General features: G+C 43.9%; 19 protein-coding genes. 15 read left to right on the top strand and 4 right to left on the bottom strand.

Going from position 1 to position 17,177, the window contains the following annotated elements:
• The first annotated feature begins 10 nt into the window (after positions 1 to 10).
• The 4 genes from MHI12_RS11930 (at position 11) to MHI12_RS11945 (ending at position 2,543) form a co-directional block, all read left to right on the top strand.
• A complete protein-coding gene (locus MHI12_RS11930) occupies positions 11 to 808 on the top strand; it encodes an aminoglycoside N(3)-acetyltransferase (RefSeq protein WP_405172446.1) in 798 nt (265 codons plus the stop codon).
• 26 nt (positions 809 to 834) lie between these two features.
• On the top strand, positions 835 to 1,314 hold the full coding sequence (locus MHI12_RS11935) for a DinB family protein (protein ID WP_405172447.1): 480 nt from the start codon (positions 835 to 837) through the stop codon (positions 1,312 to 1,314).
• Between the two features lie 86 nt (positions 1,315 to 1,400).
• The gene (locus MHI12_RS11940) at positions 1,401 to 2,336 is read left to right on the top strand and encodes an acetamidase/formamidase family protein (protein WP_405172448.1); all 936 of its coding nucleotides are present in this window, start codon (positions 1,401 to 1,403) and stop codon (positions 2,334 to 2,336) included.
• Positions 2,337 to 2,354: 18 nt separating this feature from the next.
• Positions 2,355 to 2,543: an HAD-IA family hydrolase gene (locus tag MHI12_RS11945; RefSeq protein ID WP_405172449.1), complete on the top strand. Its 189-nt coding sequence runs from the start codon at positions 2,355 to 2,357 to the stop codon at positions 2,541 to 2,543.
• Between the two features lie 59 nt (positions 2,544 to 2,602).
• Here MHI12_RS11945 and MHI12_RS11950 read toward each other — a convergent pair whose 3' ends face one another.
• Positions 2,603 to 3,052: a DUF1569 domain-containing protein gene (locus MHI12_RS11950; protein ID WP_405172450.1), complete on the bottom strand. Its 450-nt coding sequence runs from the start codon at positions 3,050 to 3,052 to the stop codon at positions 2,603 to 2,605.
• 157 nt (positions 3,053 to 3,209) lie between these two features.
• Here MHI12_RS11950 and MHI12_RS11955 point away from each other — a divergent pair, with 157 nt between their 5' ends.
• The 7 genes from MHI12_RS11955 to MHI12_RS11985 all read left to right on the top strand — a co-directional run bounded on the left by MHI12_RS11955 (position 3,210) and on the right by MHI12_RS11985 (position 7,780).
• Complete coding sequence (locus MHI12_RS11955; protein WP_405172451.1) at positions 3,210 to 3,452, top strand: rRNA adenine N-6-methyltransferase family protein; 243 nt, start codon at positions 3,210 to 3,212, stop codon at positions 3,450 to 3,452.
• A gap of 111 nt (positions 3,453 to 3,563) precedes the next feature.
• Positions 3,564 to 4,391 (top strand): methyltransferase domain-containing protein, encoded by an 828-nt coding sequence (locus MHI12_RS11960; protein ID WP_405172452.1) that lies wholly within the window; start codon positions 3,564 to 3,566, stop codon positions 4,389 to 4,391.
• 34 nt (positions 4,392 to 4,425) lie between these two features.
• Positions 4,426 to 5,358 (top strand): hypothetical protein, encoded by a 933-nt coding sequence (locus tag MHI12_RS11965; RefSeq protein WP_405172453.1) that lies wholly within the window; start codon positions 4,426 to 4,428, stop codon positions 5,356 to 5,358.
• Between the two features lie 59 nt (positions 5,359 to 5,417).
• Entirely contained in the window at positions 5,418 to 6,047 is a 630-nt protein-coding gene (locus tag MHI12_RS11970) for a phosphotransferase family protein (protein WP_405172454.1), read from the top strand.
• A gap of 355 nt (positions 6,048 to 6,402) precedes the next feature.
• Positions 6,403 to 6,849 carry a GNAT family N-acetyltransferase gene (locus MHI12_RS11975; RefSeq protein ID WP_405172455.1) on the top strand — a complete coding sequence of 149 codons (447 nt, stop codon included), beginning with the start codon at positions 6,403 to 6,405 and terminating at the stop codon, positions 6,847 to 6,849.
• 45 nt (positions 6,850 to 6,894) lie between these two features.
• Positions 6,895 to 7,218, top strand: a complete 324-nt coding sequence (locus MHI12_RS11980; RefSeq protein WP_405172456.1) for a hypothetical protein — start codon at positions 6,895 to 6,897, stop codon at positions 7,216 to 7,218.
• A gap of 37 nt (positions 7,219 to 7,255) precedes the next feature.
• The gene (locus tag MHI12_RS11985; RefSeq protein WP_405172457.1) at positions 7,256 to 7,780 is read left to right on the top strand and encodes a GNAT family N-acetyltransferase; all 525 of its coding nucleotides are present in this window, start codon (positions 7,256 to 7,258) and stop codon (positions 7,778 to 7,780) included.
• 134 nt (positions 7,781 to 7,914) lie between these two features.
• On the opposite strand, the gene MHI12_RS11990 is transcribed toward MHI12_RS11985, so the two are convergent.
• Genes MHI12_RS11990 through MHI12_RS12000 form a run of 3 tightly spaced genes read right to left on the bottom strand, consistent with a single transcriptional unit; the run spans position 7,915 to position 12,279 of the window.
• Positions 7,915 to 8,880, bottom strand: coding sequence for a sugar ABC transporter substrate-binding protein (locus MHI12_RS11990; RefSeq protein WP_405172458.1), 966 nt, complete (start codon positions 8,878 to 8,880; stop codon positions 7,915 to 7,917).
• Positions 8,873 to 10,462, bottom strand: coding sequence for a response regulator (locus MHI12_RS11995; protein WP_405172974.1), 1,590 nt, complete (start codon positions 10,460 to 10,462; stop codon positions 8,873 to 8,875). The genes MHI12_RS11990 and MHI12_RS11995 overlap by 8 nt, the downstream gene beginning before the upstream one ends.
• 5 nt (positions 10,463 to 10,467) lie before the next feature.
• Entirely contained in the window at positions 10,468 to 12,279 is a 1,812-nt protein-coding gene (locus tag MHI12_RS12000; protein ID WP_405172459.1) for a sensor histidine kinase, read from the bottom strand.
• A gap of 243 nt (positions 12,280 to 12,522) precedes the next feature.
• Between MHI12_RS12000 and MHI12_RS12005 the strand changes: the two genes are divergently transcribed.
• From MHI12_RS12005 to yjfF, 4 genes are all read left to right on the top strand, one after another.
• On the top strand, positions 12,523 to 13,545 hold the full coding sequence (locus tag MHI12_RS12005; RefSeq protein WP_076216274.1) for an ABC transporter substrate-binding protein: 1,023 nt from the start codon (positions 12,523 to 12,525) through the stop codon (positions 13,543 to 13,545).
• A gap of 86 nt (positions 13,546 to 13,631) precedes the next feature.
• Positions 13,632 to 15,143, top strand: coding sequence for a sugar ABC transporter ATP-binding protein (locus tag MHI12_RS12010; RefSeq protein ID WP_405172460.1), 1,512 nt, complete (start codon positions 13,632 to 13,634; stop codon positions 15,141 to 15,143).
• 4 nt (positions 15,144 to 15,147) lie between these two features.
• Positions 15,148 to 16,191, top strand: a complete 1,044-nt coding sequence (locus MHI12_RS12015; RefSeq protein WP_405172461.1) for an ABC transporter permease — start codon at positions 15,148 to 15,150, stop codon at positions 16,189 to 16,191.
• Positions 16,181 to 17,155, top strand: coding sequence for a galactofuranose ABC transporter, permease protein YjfF (gene yjfF, locus MHI12_RS12020; protein ID WP_017689006.1), 975 nt, complete (start codon positions 16,181 to 16,183; stop codon positions 17,153 to 17,155). Before MHI12_RS12015 ends, yjfF begins: the two co-directional genes overlap by 11 nt.
• The last annotated feature ends 22 nt before the right edge of the window (positions 17,156 to 17,177 follow it).

Raw genomic sequence — 17,177 nt, forward strand, 5'->3', positions numbered from 1 at the left:
GAGGATTTCAATGGATTTACAAACAAGAAAAAGTATAGTTAATGATTTAAAGTCAATGGGGATAAGGGAGGGCATGACGATAATCGTTCATTCCTCCTTCAAAGCAATAGGTAAGGTTATAGGTGGCCCGGTAAGTGTTATCTTAGCTCTGGAAGAAGCCGTTGGAACCAATGGAACCATTGTTATGCCTACTCAAACAGAACATCTTTGTGAACCTTCAGAGCATGACGCGAACCTGTCCTCAGAGGAAATTGAGTTCATCAAAGACAATATGCCTATTTATTATCCTGATTTAACACCAACCTCGTATATGGGGATCATTCCTGAGGTGTTTCGGAGGCAAGATGGTGTGTTTCGAAGCTCACATCCGCACATGTCTTTTGCTGCCTGGGGGAAAGAGGCAAAACGGATAATGGAAGATCACAACTTGCATTATGCATTAAATGAGAAATCTCCGTTAGGAAAAATCTATGATTTGAGTGGATACATTCTGTTACTTGGTGCGCCAACAAATAGTAACACCTCCTTGCACCTGGCAGAGTATAAACAGCAGAATTCATTTGTTAAGCCAAAAGTCTGGGGAGTAAAAATGCTGGTGGATGGACTTGAGCAATGGACTACATACGATGATATTAACAATGAATCAGATGATTTTGAATTGATTTTTAATGAGTTTAAGATCCAGACTAACGCTGTTACCGAAGGAATGGTAGGGGAAGCTGTGAGTTATCTGATACCCCAAAGAGAGATGGTTGATTATTCTTTGGGATGGATGAATAGGAACAGAAGAGAACATATCGAGCAGTGAAAAAGAAAGAAGGGGGGAATGTAATCATGACCAAAGAGATTGAACATTTGCTTCAAGCTTTTGAAGAATGGGCGTTGTTTGTCAAGACGATGAATCATCTCGAGGAGAAGACCTGGAATTCCAGCATGGAAGAAGGGAAATGGACGATAAAATCCATCGTCAGCCATGTGATGTTATGGGACCGATATTTTTACAAAGAAGCGATTGAGAAGATTGCTCTGAAGCAGCCAGTTACGTTGAAACATATGAATTTTGAAGAGTTTAATCGCAAAGCTATTGAATTTGGTAACCGCACAGAGACGTCCGAAATCGTAAATAAGGCTATCACGTACCGCCATAAAATTATGAATGACATTCGAGGGTTATCGGAGGAACAGCTTCATCAGACGTATTTAGACGCAGAGGGGAACGTATTTTATATTCCCCAATACCTTAAAGATTTTATATGGCATGACCAGCATCATATGGAACCGTTGAAGAAATATCTTGCCAACCTTGAAGCGTAAAGGATTTAGCAGGCAGGGGGTGACACGGAATACAGCATGTTGCTTGCTTGAAAATAATACGTATCCCAAACCAGGGAGGGATTGTAGTGAGTAGTCATACGATTGAATTAACTCAGGAAAATCTGATTGGTTCATTTACTAATGAGGTAACCCCCATTTTGAGCGTGAAATCTGGTGATTCCATTCGTTTTCAGACGCTAGATGCGGGCTGGGGAACAGGTGTGAGTTATGTGGAACGCATGAAACCTTTTGATCGACAAGGTGAAAAAGATGGAGGTCATGCCTTAATCGGTCCGATCTATATCGATGAGGCGAAGCAAGGACAGACGTTGGAGATTGTTTTTAATGAGATCGTACCCGGGAGTTACGGGTTTACTTCCGCCGGCGGATATCCGAACTGGCAGAACCAGAAGTTACATCTAACAGAGGTTGAAGAACTGTCGCTGAACTGGACACTTGATCGCCAAACGATGAATGGAATCTGTGAAATAAAAGGAAAGTCCTTCACTGTATCTCTCTCGCCGTTTATGGGTGTAGTGGGCATGCCGGCAGAGTCAGGTGGGATTCATACGACTTGGCCGCCTCGCTATTGTGGAGGAAACATCGACTGCAAGGAACTGGTGCAGGGAAGTAAATTATATTTACCTATCCCCGTAGACGGGGGTTATCTCGCGATTGGTGATGGTCATGCACGGCAGGGGGACGGTGAAGTCAGCTGTCAGGCCATTGAATGTCCGATGGAAGTGGTGGATGTCACGCTTAATGTGATTGATGATATGATTTTGACCAATCCTCGTGCACATACGCCATCCGGCTGGATTACCTTCGGTTTTCATGAAGATCTGAATGAGGCTACGGTTCAAGCATTAGACGGGATGCTCAATCTGATGGGTGAGTTGTACGGACTAGATCGAGTGGAAGCGATTGCACTTGGAAGCGCGGTAATTGACCTGCGTATCACCCAAATTGTGAATGGCGTTAAGGGTGTACATGCTGTCCTTCCGCATGACGCTTTTAAGTGACTTAAGGCCTCAAATCAAGTGGGTTTATGCAAACCTGAGATTGAGATATACCAACGGGTCAAAACCCTCCTGGCAGCTGGAGAAGAGGTTCTATTTATAGATGATCAAGAGAAAAATTTACATTCTGCTAAGCTACTTGGTTGGAGGACTTTACTGGCTGACGAAGAAGGAGATTGGGTTAATGAAGTTGAGTCATTGCTAATTTAGAATGTAATCCAGAAACAGTAATAGAACAGCATGCATAACTGGCACACCGTGCATAACCGCTAAACTCCAAATTGCTTTAGATGATGATCTAAATGCTTGTATATGCCTTTACCCCATTGCTCGGCTGTTAATTTTCCGAAGAAGGGATGGGGGTGGCGGGAGAATTTATCTGAAGCACCTTGTTGAAAGATATTAATCTGTTGCTCAATCTTTTCTTTTTCTGCCATAAACTGTCGTTGGTCATCAATAATGATTGTCGGGATCGTAGACATATTATGGGGCAAGGGCTTGTCATTATAAAACATTGGTTTTGCGAACCGTCCTATAAGTCTCCCAAGTAATCCTCTAGGTGGAAAAGCATTTCCTAAGGGGATATCATGAAATGCTGAACAGTGAGCCAGCATTTGAGAGACCTGCATCGTGCCCCATTCAGGGATGGATTTTTCACTAAGTTGAGCCATGCGCTCTGTAATTTCAGCAGCATTGATCGTATCAAATATACTTTTCACAAGAACACCTCAGTCCTCCAGGATATAAAATTTGAACTTAAACTATCATCATTCTCTTATTGAAAGGTTTATCCTCTTGCTGTCAAGAATAATAAGATATGGTAATTTTAGTCAATGTATTATAGGAAAACCACAATTGAAATCGGAGGATGCGAACTTGGAAAATAAGGAAACGTTTAATCTCGTAACACATGAATATGAACGATATAGACCCGTCTATCCGAGTGAAATGTTTGATGATATTTTTACATATCTGAATCTTAATAAAGAGGATTCCATTCTTGAGATTGGCTGCGGAACGGGGCAGGCCACTGGCGGATTGGTGAGCAAGGATTATACAAACATCACGTGTATTGAATTAGGCAGCAACTTGGCTGGAGCGAATCAAACATTCCATTGATGCTGCAGGTGGAACGATAGAGAAACAACATAAGGTTGCTCTTTTTCTAGGGAAGAAAAAGGTCTAAGGATATATGTTTTTATTATTCCACTTAAGAACAGGAGAGAATATATGAGTGATCCGCGTTCAACATACAGTATCCAAACGGCAGTGTTAAGTTTACAAGAGGAATTAGAGAGGTTAAAGATGCAGGCGATAATGGGGTGGTCCAAAGAATTCCGAAATCTAGAATGGTATGGTTTGAAAAATGGAATGCGTGTATTGGAGGTCGGAAGCGGACCGGGTTACATTACAGAGCAACTATTGAACAGTCTGCCGGACAGCGAGCTTACCTCGCTTGAGATTGATCGTTCACTGCAAGCACAAGCCAAAGAACGGCTGAAAAATATTCCTTCCAAGCGATTGCAATTTGTAGAGTCTTCCATCTACCAGATGGATCTGCCTGATGATTCTTTTGATTTTGTCGTGGCAAGACTGATCTTTCTTCATTTGAACAATCCTGACGAAGCTGCACAAGAGATATATCGTGTACTGAAGCCTGGCGGCCGTCTTGCCATTATTGATGTGGATGACGGCGTTTTTGGAGCGGTGAATCCTGATGTTCCTGCTTTGCATACGGTATTAATGAAAATTTCGGATTATGTGGCACAACACGGCGGTAATCGTTTAATTGGTAGAAGTCTGCCGCGTCTCCTTTCTGAGAACGGATACATCGATGTTGACATTGATTCTGTCCTTCAACATAGTGATCTGTTAGGCATAGAAGGCTTTAAGCACCAGTTTAATCTTAATCGTTTTGTACATTTTTCTGAAAAAGGTGTGATCAGTTCGGAGGAATTTGCTCAGCTGCAACAAGCTTCTGAAGCGATAAATCATTCGCCGGAAGCCTATGCCATGATGAATTTCATTACAGCTTGCGGCACGAAGCCATTGACATAGCTGGGTTGAAACTAATTAGGGACGGAGGATGGGGATGAATATCGTTCAATCTTTACAGGAATTAGTAGTTCGAGGGAATCATCAGGGTATGATTGAGTTACTGAAAAACTATGAACAATCCAGAAAATTGTCTGTTAATGAACTGGGCTGGGTCTACTGGAATATTTCCGATGGTTATGCCTTGTTAAGAGAGCCTGAACTGCTTTATGCCAATCACCAGGCATTCTTCGAATGGGGGAAAGAAAATCTCGCTCCGGAGCAGTTACACTGGATTGTTTCGGATTCAACACAAGCGTTGTCATTATCTCTGGGGAACTACTTTGATCATTGGATGGATTGGTACCAATATGCTTGTGATCATGCCCCGAAGTTGGATACCAACCGAGGTGTTCGATTCGAGAGTCATCGGGCTTTGGGTGGTTCGCTTTGGGTTTTGGAGAGGTACAGTGAAATGGACAGTGTGCTTGAAAATATGAACCAACTCATACAAGAAGATGAGACATGGTCCAATATTCTTTTTGCCCGAATTACATATAACAAACAGCGTCTGGCCTATCTGCATCATGTTGGGGAGGTTAGAGAAGTAAATCTGCTTCTGGATGAAACGCTGAATTTGATAAACAAGATCGACTGGTCAGCATTAGATCAAATAAAAAATCAGGAAGTTGTAGGTAGCTGGAGACAATTGAATTCATCCAGTAACTCACAGAGAGATGTTCACATCGCGATGAACAATCTGGCATGTATTTTGACAGATATTGAAAAGGTAGAGGAAAGTGTGGGGTTATTCAGACGGCTACAGGACAGTGGATATGCTTTGAATGGGTATGCTTTTTCTAAATATGTCTGTTCGGTCTGGAAGTCAGAGGGGGTTGAAGCTGTTAGGGAAGTGTTAGGTGCCAATAAATCTTTTGAAATCGCTGAACTGATTAAACATAGTCCTATGCTTTCAGAGATCGAAGATTAGGTTTGAGGTTGTCTAAAAGAGGACTGAACTTCAAGACTAAGAAAGAAGGAATGCATGAAGTGAACCATGACATCTTGTTAAACAGATTTCCGAATGTGAACATTGTTAAACTAACAGGTGGTTATACCAATACGACCCTTTTACTTGAGGGAACTGATCCGCAGATGATTGCTAAAATCTATCATGTAGAAAATACAGATGCAAGGACAGAAATAAGCGCGCTAAGGTTGTTAAATCATTCTGGCGTGACTCCGCGAGTGCATGATTTCTTTGAAAAAGAAAACTGTCTGTTTGTTATGATGGATTATGTTCCAGGAATAAACGCACAGAGGCTGCTGGATCAAGATGGACGTGACCAAGGCAGGAAAATTTATGAGCAGCTTGGTATATATCTCGCCAGAGACGTGCACACAATCAAACGAGGTGACTGCGAAGCAGAGCTGCCAGTCATAACGAAGTCCGCTAATGATGTGGAGGAACTTGAGTTTGTACCCTCCGGAATCAAAAGCATGGTAAAAGAAGTGTTGGACATTTCCGATCATGGGGAGCAAACTCTGATTCACGGAGATTACGGACCACATAACGTCATGTTATCCAACGATTCAATGTTCATTTTGGACTGGGAGTGGGCAGGTTTGTGCATCTTCATTACCCTCACATGGCAAAGGATCTGTCAGAAGTCTTCTTAAATGCGTATACAGAACGTACAAATATTGAAGTAACAAATGATCTAATTCGGGCATATTCCACATCCAAAGTAATACAGATCATGAACCGAATCAAGAATGCTCATCCAGATGTACATAGGGAATGGCTGCGCAGATTAGAATGGACAATGCAAGCGAGCTTTGGTAAGGCTTAATCGTGAAATTTTGTTGAAACGCTGAAATATACGTGAGAGGAGTGATGTGATATGCGAAAAAATATGAAAATGAAAAGAAGAAATAAAGTTGCCAGAGGTGTTTTTGTCTAGCGCAGAGGACCCAGGAAATGATGTTCCATAGGATTCCTCTGTGTAATTTTTACGAGGAGGAATTTCAAACTATGATTCAATTAAAAAGTGTGTCGGTGGATAATTGGTATGCATGTACTCAACTTAATGTAACGGAAGAACAGAAAAAAAGTTTTCCCGCGCCGGTTGTATATTGGATTGCTGAATCCAAAGTAGTGGAAGACTTTCAACCCATGGCCATCTATTTTGATTCGGATCTGGTTGGATTTGCTGTGTACTCAGATAAGGCGGATCATGAGGATAACTACTGGCTTTTTGCTCTAATGATAGATACAAAATATCAGGGCAGAGGTTATGGAAGAGAAGCATTGAGGAAGTTAATTGATCTAATGAAAGAATCGCAGAATTGCAAACGCATCATGATGGGACACAGGCCGGAAAATGGTATCGCCGGAAATCTGTATGAATCACTTGGTTTTCACAGCGTAAGTGAAGGGCTGATTGATGGCGAAGTCGTTCGGCTTCTAAGATGCAAGTAGTGCCAAAACACACGCGATGTGGATTGTAAAGGAGGTAGCTTGTCTTTGAAGCATGTACACATTATTTTCTCATTACTCTTTATCATGTTAGGAATTGTGATTATTACGATCTCGAAAATGATTGAAGAGGTGATTCCCAAGCTAGGCTATGCAGCATTCCAGTCAGCAGCAGCTGGCAGTTATACTCCGAGTGATTATCAAGTGAATTTTGCACTGAATTATTGGATAGCCGCGATATGTATTTTGGGTGGAGTTATCTGTTTAATTAGTACAATGAATGTTGTCAGAAACTACATTCATGAAATGAATATAAGAAACAAAGCGTTTGATAAAACTCATAATTATGACGACACAAGAGAACTGAAATAAGATATGATATGACATAAAAAAAAAGGGGCGGATATAGTTGATTACATTCCAATACTTTGAACCGGAAGATTTTGATCAACTAATCGAATGGAGTGGAGATGAAGCGTTTCTGCTCCAGTGGGCTGGCCCACAGTTCCATTATCCACTTTCCAAGGAACAGCTAGCGGATTATTTGCAAGGTGCGAATGATAAGAACACTTCGAATAAGTTCATTTATAAAGTGATGGATGAATCGACTCAGGAGATTGTAGGTCATATTGCTCTTGGCGGTATCGATCGATATAATCGTTCAGGGCGTATCGGTAAGGTGCTACTTGGCAAGCCACATCAGGGTAAAGGTTATGGAAAGCAAATGATCGATGAGGCACTTCGAATTGGATTTGAAGAGGAGAAGTTACACCGGATCAGTCTGGGCGTATTTGATTTTAATGTCTCAGCCATCCGATGTTATGAAAAAGCAGGCTTTGTACAAGAAGGACTTATTCGTGATGCGAGAAGACATGAAGATACATTCTGGAATCTTATTGAGATGAGCATATTAGAAAACGAATGGAAGAAATAGCTTCTCAAAAGGATCATCATACTTGAGAGTCATCTTTCTTGAGAAACACTTCCATGAACGGATGTAATAACTACGTGTACGAAAATTTAAAAGGGGATGTCCACCTGTCATCAGAATGACAGGTGGACATCCCCTTAATTACTTTCTTCCTGGTTTATTTCAATGATCCCCGTATCAATAAATTCCTTCACAGACACACCGTCGCTAGCGAGTAACAGGGTCTCCATCATTTTGGTACCCCAGACTCCTTCATTCTGAGAAATGACAGCAGACAATTGACCGTTGAGCAACCCGTTTTCACTAGTCGGGCTGTCACCGAACGCGATTAAATGCCGGTTAAGGCCTTTTGCTTTCCAGATCAGGGTAGAAGCAGAGACGGAAACAAAATCGAGCCCTATAATCGCATTGAAGTGAGGGTGAGCTTGAATCATGTTCTCCATATCGGACATGGCTTGATCTTCATTCCCTTGATGATAACGAACTTCCAAGATTTCGATGTCTGTTTCACTGCGGATATAATCAATGAATCCATTAAGCCGCTGTTGCAAACCTTGCATCTCCTCCAAGCCATTCTCGACAAGAATCATACCTTGATTATGCAGAAGTCTTGTAGTCGTCATGGCGAACTGCTGGCCAGTACGGTAGTTATCGGCGCCCACATAAGCGATTCGATGACTGGATGGGACATCTGACTCAAATGTAATGACAGGAATACCCGCGGCTTGGGCTGCATCAATAACGGGTGTAAGTGCAGCAGCATCCACAGGAGATATAGCTATCCCGTCCACATGCTGTTTGATCATATTCTCCATGATACGGATCTGTTGTTCGGTATTGGCTTCATCAGGGGCGTTTACAATTAACGTGATATTGTGTTTCCCTGCATACTCCGTTGCATCCTTCGTGATCATCTCATAGGTTGGATACGTCATTGGATAGATAATACCAAAAGTTTTGCTCGCTGCAGATTTCTCTACAGGTGAAGTCGCAGGAAGTGCTGTAGCCATCTGTTGTGGGCGAATGTGTGCCGAACCGGATGAAATGATCATCGGGAACACAAGGATTAGTGTAAGTAAAAGTGCTAATCTGGCTTTATTCATACATTTGCTCTTTTCTCATATCTGCTGGTCTGGCCTGCGATTCCTCGGTCCCTTGAGTTCGGTATTCTCTTGGTGTAAAACCTGTTGTTTTCTTGAATATATTAGAAAAATAGTGAGAATCGTTGTAACCAACTTTGTAAGCAATCTCAAAGGTTTTGTTGTTGGTTGTTTTCAGCAGCTCCTTGGCTTTGCCGATTCGAATCTGGGTTAGATACTCCGTTATCGTTTGACCAGTTTCCTGACTAAAAATCTTGCTTAGATGACTTGGACTGATTCTGACGTGTGCAGAAATCATCTTCAACGAGACCTGTTCGTTATTGTATTCACGGGATACATAAGCTTTCACCTGATCAATGACATCACTGTATTTACCGGAGCAGGCTGCTCTTCTCTGCCATAACAAGTTAAGCAGGGAGCACAGATATTGGGTGCAATCCTCCCAGCACGTAATCTTCCGAATCGTCTGTTGTAGGGAAGTAATGTTCTCATCCGAATGGTCACTCATGCGGAACAACTGATTCGCGAGCCGAAACGACTCCAGCGTAAGATCATTCAACAGATAGAAGCCATACGAGGAGGACTTCCAGTCGAAGGACTGTAATGGAGCGGCAAACTCTTGCACAAAATGGTCACGCAGATTGGGGCTGCCGATTTTGAGAAATTCAAGAAACGAATTCCTGTCGAGAAAAAGAGTCGTTTGCTCATCCAGGTTAATGTCATGTAGAGAAGCTCTGTTCTGAAGGGTGAGTCGATTAATATATTTATCCTCCTCCGCTTCCAGATAAGAGACATGAATTCCTTGTAGCCGCTCCTGCTGACTGCCAATGCCCAGAATAATATTACATTTGAACGTATGCTCAAGTTCCATACGAACCCGCCCGCGAAGCTGCTCCAGATATACGGATATACTGTCATCGGAGTGATACTTGAGCAGAAGCACCAACTCGGTCCGGCTTCGAATATAAGGAAGAAGTTCAACGTGGGGATCACGAGTTTCCTCCAGTATGGGAAGCAGCTTCTTCATCAGGGATTCCGGGTCCCGGGAGTCATCTGTTAATCGAACGTCGATAATGACAATTGTATAATACCGGGCCGAGAGTGGAAGTGAGAGTTGTTTGGCTGATTCAATCGCATCGGTTGTACCGATGAGTCCTCCGCACAGATCGGCCAGCAGTTTTTCTTTGGTGATCGTCCGGTTTGTCATGCGTTGATGTTCTTCATCCATTTGTTTGCTGACCTTATGAAGCATTTGGATTAGCTCTGCTGCACTAATGGGCTTTAGACAGTACTCGGTCACACCAAGTCGGATAGCCTCCTGGGCATAGCTGAATTCATCATGACCGCTCATGATAATGATTTTGATATCAGGTTGTTGAGTGCGAACGATGGAGGTCAGTTCCAATCCGTTCATAAATGGCATTTTAATATCCGTAATTAGAATATCCGGAGCCCATTCATGAATTAAAGGTAACGCAAGCTCGCCGTCAGGTGCATCCCCGCAATAGTGAAAACCTTCCTTTTCCCAATCAATGCAGCTCCGTATATTCTCCCGAATTCCAATTTCGTCATCCACAATCATCACCTTTTTCAACGGTTAACCTCCTTGCTTTTGGGGATACGAATCATAAATGTGCTGCCTTCCATATACGTACTTTTCATTTCAACGCCATAAGCTGGTCCGAAATAGAGTCGAATCCGGTGATGTACATTGAGCAGACCAAATCCGCCTTCCTGCTCGTCATCTTGGGGTGAACGGGAACCAGCCGGCTTCTCCAGCTCTTTACGTAATTGTGCCAATCGATCCGCAGACATGCCAATTCCGTTATCCTGTACGGTGAGAATGATGCTATTGTCCTCTACATATCCGTGTATGGATATCAGCCCTTGACCACGTTTGTTCTTAATTCCATGGTAGAGCGCGTTTTCAATTAGGGGCTGCAGCGTCATTTTTAAAATGGGATAGTCCTGAAGCTCACAGTCAACGCTGATCTCGTAGGTGAGAATATCGTGGTACCTCATCTGTTGAATAACCAAGTAACTCCGTGCATGTTCAAGCTCGGTTTGAATGGTCACCCAATCGAATCCTTTGTTCAGACTCAAACGAAAGAACTTCGAGAGGGCCTGGACAAGCTTGATTACATTTTCTTTTTTCTCTGCTTCAGCCATCCACAGAATAGACTCCAACGTGTTATACAGGAAATGAGGGTTGATCTGAGCTTGCAGCGTACGTAGTTCAGCTATTTTCACCTGTTCATTCTCTCGAATGCTCTTTTCGATTAGCATTTTGAGCTTATCCAGCATCACGTTGAAGCTTTTGCCCAGATCAGCAATTTCGTCCGAGCCGTGTGGTGTGACTTTGGCTTCCAAGTAACCGTTTGCAGCTTTACGCATCTTGTTCATCAGAATCTGGATGGGAAGAATCAGTCGATTATTCAGGAAAAAATATAACGATATCGCAAAGAAAGCACTTAACAAAACCGTAATGATGATCAATTGGCGAATGCTATTGGCCTCTGCAATGATTTCCTGATAAGGAGCTACCCCGATCATTTTCCATCCGGTCTGTTTTGAGGTGCTGTATACAACAAACTGGGGCTTGGATCCTGCAGACAAGATAAAGCTGTCGTGCTGTAGATGTAAAGGGACCGATCGGATCTGATCCATCATGGATATGGATGCGGGGGTGGCATCCGGCCTGAAGAGTGTATTTCCGTATTGATCACTAATATAGAAAAAACCGGAATCCTTAATAGGGGTATTCGTCAAAAAATCATCAATGAACGAATCATTCAAATCAATTACTATGAACCCGATGACCTCATGTGTAATCCGCTCTTTGACCGTAGTTATAATTGAAAGCGCATTCTGTTTGGGGTAAGCAAACCCATCCAGCCTGTTATATTCGGCATAGGCTGCAGAATGAGGGATGCGCAGTATGGCATCCGGATACTGTATCAGATACTTGAAGTACGGGTTACGCAGCGGATTTCGTTCCAGCTTGAACACGCCTTTTCGTTCACTTATGCCTTTTCCATAGAAATTCACGAACGAGATATTAAGTACCTTGTCATACTTGTAGGTTTCCCGATAAAGATTATATGTCTGAAGGATGGCTTTGGCTTCCGGGTAGGACTCCGATTGAGAATACAGGTATTGAAGCACTTGCGGGTTCTTGCCCAGTTCGAGCAGCCGTTCCGTATCCTCAAACAAGATGTCAATGTTCCTGGCAAGCTGGTCGGCAACCAGCTGTGTCGAGGCCTTGTTATGATTGGATACGACTGTATAGGATTTGTGGTAAGAAATCAATCCAACCACGATCAGTGGTACTGAACTGAGGATGATAAACATGCTGAGTAATTTAAGCCTGAGGCTTGAAGCAATCCATTGAATGAGTTTCAACGTATTCCACTCCATCTGAAGGGATCAAAAATGTATCATTAGTATAACATGATTTTCTAATATGTAAGAGAATCGCTAAATACTACACAATTAAACAAAGAAATTACACTTTCTAAACTCCATTTTTTGAAATTACTAAATTATTACATAAATAAAGTATGAGACTCCATATAAGCTCGGAATGAAAGCGTTCTATAATGTGGTCACACCACAAGGTGAAACGAAAAAAGGGAGGATCACAACATGCGAACCAAAAAAAAGTGGGGACTTGCCATAACATTGGCTATGGTGATGCTGGTTAGCACGGCATGTAGCAGTACCAATGGAGGAGCAGGCTCCGATAATGAAACTTCAACGAGTGGGAATGGCAGTACACCTGCCAGCGCCAAAACCATTACGCTTGGTTTTTCGCAGGTTGGTGCGGAGAGTGGCTGGCGTTCGGCGAATACCAAGTCGATTCAGGATTCAGCCAAGGAAGCGGGTTATGATTTGAAATTCTCTGATGCGCAGCAGAAGCAGGAGAATCAAATTAAAGCTTTGCGATCCTTCATACAACAGAAGGTGACGGTGATTGCTTTTTCCCCTGTTGTAGAATCCGGTTGGGATACCGTATTGAAGGAAGCGAAGGATGCAGGCATTCCCGTGATTTTGACGGACCGTGCTGTGGATTCGCCGGATAAAACCCTCTACAAAACCTTTATTGGCTCCGACTTTGTAGAAGAAGGACGCAAAGCAGGTCAGTGGCTTAGTGACCAATACAAGGACACACAAGACGAGATCAACATTGTTGAGCTGCAGGGTACAACAGGCTCCGCACCAGCGAATGACCGTCAAGAGGGCTTTATGGAATTGATTGCTTCCAATTCGAAGCTTAAAGTGATTGCATCACAATCAGGTGACTTTACACGTGCCAAAGGCAAAGAAGTCATGCAAGCTTTCCTCAAAGCACATAAAAAAATAGATGTTCTCTATGCACATAATGACGATATGGCACTTGGTGCAATTCAGGCCATTGAAGCGGCAGGACTGAAACCAGGCGTAGATATCACCATTATCTCTGTGGATGCCGTGAAGGATGGGATGCAGGCTGCAGCTGATGGCAAAATCAATTTTATCGTTGAATGTAATCCGCTGTTAGGACCTCAATTAATGGAAGCGGTTCAAGCGGTAGTGGACGGGAAAGACATTGAACCCCGAATCGTAACGGATGAGACAACTTTCACATCGGAGCAAGCCAAAGAAGCATTGCCAACACGCGAATATTAAAAGATAGATTCGTATAACACCGAAAAGTCATTTTTCGACCAGGCTGTCGCTAAATGACTTTTTTCCATAACAAAGGAGAGGGTTATATGGCCGAGCAAGCACCCATTTTGCAAATGACAGGCATCACCAAACAATTTCCCGGGGTTAAAGCGCTGTCCAGCGTCAGCTTTCGCTTGTTTCCGGGCGAGATTCATGCCTTGATGGGTGAGAACGGAGCGGGGAAGTCGACACTTATTAAAGTTCTGACCGGCGTTTATTCCATTGATGAAGGAACGGTAACCATGGATAACCGGGATCTTTCGATCTCCGGTCCGCTTGAAGCGCAAAAGGCGGGAATCAGTACCGTTTACCAAGAGGTCAATCTCTGTCCGAACTTAACGGTTGCTGAGAATATTTTCATCGGGCGGGAGCCGATACGATTTGGAAAAATCAATTGGAAGCAAATGAACAAAGATGCGGAGAACCTTCTGCGAGACAGATTACATCTGTCCATCGACGTTAAGGCTCCTTTACAGACCTACTCGGTCGCGATGCAACAACTGATTGCAATTGCAAGAGCACTCAGCATCTCGGCAAAAGTGCTCATATTGGATGAACCCACATCCAGTCTGGACAAAAACGAGGTTCAGCAACTGTTTCGTATTATGCACAAATTAAAGAGTGAAGGTCTCGCAATTCTTTTTGTTACTCATTTTCTTGATCAGGTATACGAAATGTCGGATCGTCTAACGGTGCTCCGTAACGGGGAATTGGAAGGAGAGTACATAGCCGCAGAACTTCCACGCATGGAACTGGTGCTCAAGATGATCGGCAAGGAGCTTGAGGTGCTTGAGGAGCTTCCGAAGGAAGCAGATGCTGCCCAGGCGGAGTCGGGAGAAATGTTAATTACCGCTAAGGCACTTGGACGCAAAGGAGCAATTGAGCCATTTGATCTGGACATTCGCAAAGGAGAAGTCGTTGGCTTGGCTGGATTATTGGGGTCTGGTCGTACTGAGATTGCTCGCCTTTTCTTTGGTGCAGATCGTTCAGATGAAGGCAAGCTGCTCGTTGTAGATACAGGAAGTACGGTCAAGTCTCCGCGTCATGCAATTGATCAGAATATTGCTTTTTGCTCCGAGAACCGTAAAACCGAAGGCATAATCGATGATTTGACCATTCGGGAGAACATTATTCTGGCTTTACAAGCGACACGAGGTTGGTCCAAACCCATCTCACGCAAGAAACAGGATGAGATCGCCGAAAAGTACATCAACCTGTTAAATATCCATCCGAAAAACCCGGAGCATTTAATTAAAAATCTGAGCGGCGGTAATCAGCAAAAGGTGTTGCTTGCACGGTGGTTACTGATGAACCCCGATCTGTTGATTCTTGATGAACCTACGCGTGGAATTGATATCGGTGCCAAGACTGAAATACAGAAGCTGGTGCTCTCTCTGTCGAAGCAGGGCATGGCCGTGCTGTTTATTTCGTCCGAGCTGGAAGAAGTGATTCGTGTCAGCCACCGGATTGCCGTAATCCGGGACCGCAAAAAAGTGCAAGAACTTAGCGGGGATCAGATCCATCAACAGCAAATCATGAAAGCAATGGCAGGAGGTTAAAGAGATGGCGGGCAAGATGCGTAAACATCATTTGTTTTGGCCGTTATGTATGCTTGGTTTACTTTTAATCTTTAATTTGCTGTACTCTCCGGATTTCTTCTCCCTCGTCATGCGTGAAGGGAATCTGTATGGCAGCTTGATTGATATTCTCAATTTTGGAGCGCCTTTAATTCTGGTATCGATCGGTATGACACTGGTGATTGCGACCGGAGGTATCGATTTGTCCGTGGGCTCCATTGTAGCGATCTCCGGTGCCGTGGCTTGTATGAGCATCAGCAGAGGAGTGGATCAGAATTCGCTCGGGCTTATGTTGGGCGCACTTGGATTATCTATAGGTCTCTCACTGATCTTGGGCATATGGAATGGGGCGCTGGTTTCGGTTGCCCGAATCCAACCCATTATTGCAACACTTATTCTGATGGTAGCTGGACGTGGGATTGCGCAATTGATTACGAGTGGACAGATTATTACTGTATCCAACGCAAACTATGCCTATATCGGAGCAGGTTCGCTTGCAGCATTGCCTTTTTCCATCTTCATCGTATTAACTGTGCTGCTTGTTGCCTCACTGTTGACGAGAAAAACGGCACTAGGACTGTTTATCGAATCGGTCGGAAGTAACGCAAACGCGAGCCAACTGGCAGGTATTCGTTCAAAAACGGTTATTCTCACGGTATATGTCTTCTGTGGTCTGTGTGCCGGCATTGCCGGGCTTATTCTCAGCTCGAATGTATCCAGTGCGGATGGAAACAACGCGGGTCTTTGGTATGAACTTGATTCCATTCTTGCTGTAGTCATCGGGGGTACTTCGCTCAATGGTGGTCGTTTCTATCTAATGGGTACCGTCGTTGGAGCACTCATTATCCAAACCTTAACAACGACGATCTATATGATTGGAGTCCCGCCAGAAGTTACGCTGGTTGTCAAAGCCTTCGTTGTACTGGCCGTTTGTTTAATTCAATCCGATTCATTCCGCAATTCCATGGTGATCCGTTGGAAAAAACGGAAGTTTCCAGCCGAACAGGGGGTTAACCGCCATGTTTCTTAATCGTAAGTATCTCCCGGTTTTTGTCACCTTCGGCTTGCTGGCCGTAATGTTTGCCATAGGCTCTTTCCGGTATACGGGGTTCTTCTCCACACAGGTACTGCTTAATCTTCTCATTGATAACGCCTTTCTGATTATCACAGCGATTGGCATGACTTTTGTGATTGTATCGGGAGGAATCGACCTGTCGGTAGGTTCAGTAATTGCGCTGACGACCATCATTAGCGCAAGTCTGGTCGAGAAGCAAGGGTGGTCGCCTGCGATCGTTATACCTATGGTGCTTGTCATGGGTGCGTTGTTTGGCACAGTCATGGGGGCGATCATCCACTACTTCAAAATCCAGCCTTTCATCGTGACATTGGCAGGCATGTTTTTGGCGCGGGGGCTGTGTTATGTCATCAGTCTCGACACCATTACCATTACGAATCCATTTTACACACAGGTTGCGCAGGCGAAGATTTCCCTGCCAGGGGGCAGCTTTGTCTCCATTAATGTGATTATTGCTCTGGTCATTGTACTACTCGCGATCTACCTGGCACATTACACCCGGTTTGGGCGCAACGTTTACGCCATCGGCGGAAGCGAGCAATCCGCGCTGCTCATGGGGCTGCCGGTTGCACGTACCAAAATTCTGGTGTACACGTTCAGCGGTTTGTGCTCCGCGCTTGCCGGTGTTGTCTTCACCTTCTATATGTTATCCGGTTATGGATTACACGCCATGGGTCTTGAACTCGATACCATCGCGGCTGTTGTGATCGGAGGCACCTTGTTAACAGGTGGCGTAGGGTATGTGGCGGGAACCTTTATTGGTGTATTGATCCAGGGAGCTATCCAAACTATAATTAGCTTCGAAGGCACGCTCAGCTCATGGTGGACCAAGATTGTGATTGGCCTGATGCTGTTTGTATTTATTTTGTTCCAACGACTTCTTAGCGGGCGGCGAGTATCCTCGAAATCACTGCATTAAGTTGATTCAACTAAATGATATT

The organism is Paenibacillus sp. FSL H8-0280 (assembly GCF_045040665.1).
Lineage (GTDB): Bacteria > Bacillota > Bacilli > Paenibacillales > Paenibacillaceae > Paenibacillus > Paenibacillus xylanexedens_A.